Origin of the sequence: Maribacter sp. 4U21, from assembly GCF_002742365.1 — a bacterium.
In the GTDB taxonomy this organism is placed as follows: domain Bacteria; phylum Bacteroidota; class Bacteroidia; order Flavobacteriales; family Flavobacteriaceae; genus Maribacter.
On record NZ_MDGN01000005.1, the window covers coordinates 1 to 2,349 of the forward strand.

The 2,349-nt window shown below is 47.9% G+C and carries 1 protein-coding gene; it reads left to right on the top strand.

Annotated elements, in window-relative coordinates; translation table 11 throughout:
* Positions 1–2,349: Ig-like domain-containing protein (locus BFP77_RS00840; RefSeq protein ID WP_143751811.1), on the top strand; the 2,349-nt coding region annotated here is incomplete at both ends.

The window sequence follows — 2,349 nt, forward strand, 5'->3', positions numbered from 1 at the left end:
TAACGGTAGAAGAAGAGTCAGATGCCCCAGTAGTAACCGATGATACGGCTACGGTAGATGAGGACAACCCGGTAACGGTGGACATACTGGCCAATGACAATGATGATGCGGATGGCGGCAGCATAGACGCTTCTTCAGTAAGCATAACAGGTGCCCCAGCTAACGGTACGGTGGTTATTAATCCTGATGGAACAGTAACCTACACACCTAACGCAGACTTTAACGGCACGGACTCATTTACCTATCAGGTATGTGACAACGGTACACCAGATGTACAGTGTGAAGAGGCCACTGTGAACGTAACGGTGAACTCTGTGAATGACTCACCAGTTATTACAGATGACACGGCCACGCTTACAGAAGACACAGCAGGTGGAGTGGACATAAACGTACTAGGAAATGACACTGACGTAGACGGTACCATAGACCCTTCTAGCTTAAGCATAGTAGGCGCACCGTCTAACGGAACAGTAACCATTAATCCAGATGGCACCCTGAACTATGTACCTGACCCGAACTTTAACGGCACGGACACATTCACCTATGAAGTTTGTGATGATACTGGCGACTGCCAGACGGCCACAGTAACCGTAACAGTAGAAGAAGAGTCAGATGCCCCAGTAGTAACCGATGATACAGCTACAGTAGATGAAGATAACCCAGTAACAGTAGACATACTGGCCAATGATAATGATAATGCAGATGGCGGGAGCATAGATGCTTCTTCAGTAAGCATAACAGGCTCACCAGCTAACGGTACTGTAGTTATTAATCCTGACGGAACAGTAACCTACATACCTAACGCAGACTTTAACGGTACGGACTCATTTACCTACCAGGTATGTGACAACGGCACACCAGATGTACAGTGTGAAGAGGCCACTGTGAACGTAACAGTAAACTCTGTGAATGACTCACCAGTTATTACAGATGACACGGCCACGCTTACAGAAGACACAGCAGGTGGAGTGGACATAAACGTACTAGGAAATGACACTGACGTAGACGGTACCATAGACCCTTCTAGCTTAAGCATAGTAGGCGCACCGTCTAACGGAACAGTAACCATTAATCCAGATGGCACCCTAAACTATGTACCTGACCCGAACTTTAACGGTACGGACACATTCACCTATGAAGTATGTGATGACGCTGGCGACTGCCAGACGGCCACAGTAACTGTAACGGTAGAAGAAGAGTCAGATGCCCCAGTAGTAACCGATGATACGGCTACGGTAGATGAGGACAACCCGGTAACGGTGGACATACTGGCCAATGACAATGATGATGCGGATGGCGGCAGCATAGACGCTTCTTCAGTAAGCATAACAGGTGCCCCAGCTAACGGTACGGTGGTTATTAATCCTGATGGAACAGTAACCTACACACCTAACGCAGACTTTAACGGTACGGACTCATTTACCTATCAGGTATGTGACAACGGTACACCAGATGTACAGTGTGAAGAGGCCACTGTGAACGTAACGGTTAATCCGCAGAGCGATGCCCCAGTGGTAACCGATGATACGGCTACTGTAGATGAAGATAACCCGGTAACAGTAGACATACTGGCCAATGATAATGATAATGCGGATGGCGGCAGCATAGACCCAGCATCGGTGAGCATAACAGGTGCCCCAGCTAACGGTACGGTGGTTATTAATCCTGATGGAACAGTAACCTACACACCTAACGCAGACTTTAACGGTACGGACTCATTTACCTATCAGGTATGTGACAACGGTACACCAGATGTACATTGTGAAGAGGCCACTGTGAACGTAACGGTGAACTCTGTGAATGACTCACCAGTGATTACAGATGACACGGCCACGCTTACAGAAGACACAGCAGGTGGAGTGGACATAAACGTACTAGGAAATGACACTGACGTAGACGGTACCATAGACCCTTCTAGCTTAAGCATAGTAGGCGCACCGTCTAACGGAACAGTAACCATTAATCCAGATGGCACCCTGAACTATGTACCTAACCCGAACTTTAACGGTACGGACACATTCACCTATGAAGTATGTGATGACGCTGGCGACTGCCAGACGGCCACAGTAACTGTAACGGTAGAAGAAGAGTCAGATGCCCCAGTAGTAACCGATGATACGGCTACGGTAGATGAAGATAACCCAGTAACAGTAGACATACTGGCCAATGATAATGATAATGCGGATGGCGGCAGCATAGACCCAGCATCGGTGAGCATAACAGGTGCCCCAGCTAACGGTACGGTGGTTATTAATCCTGATGGAACAGTAACCTACACACCTAACGCAGACTTTAACGGTACGGACTCATTTACCTATCAGGTATGTGACAACGGTACACCAGATGTAC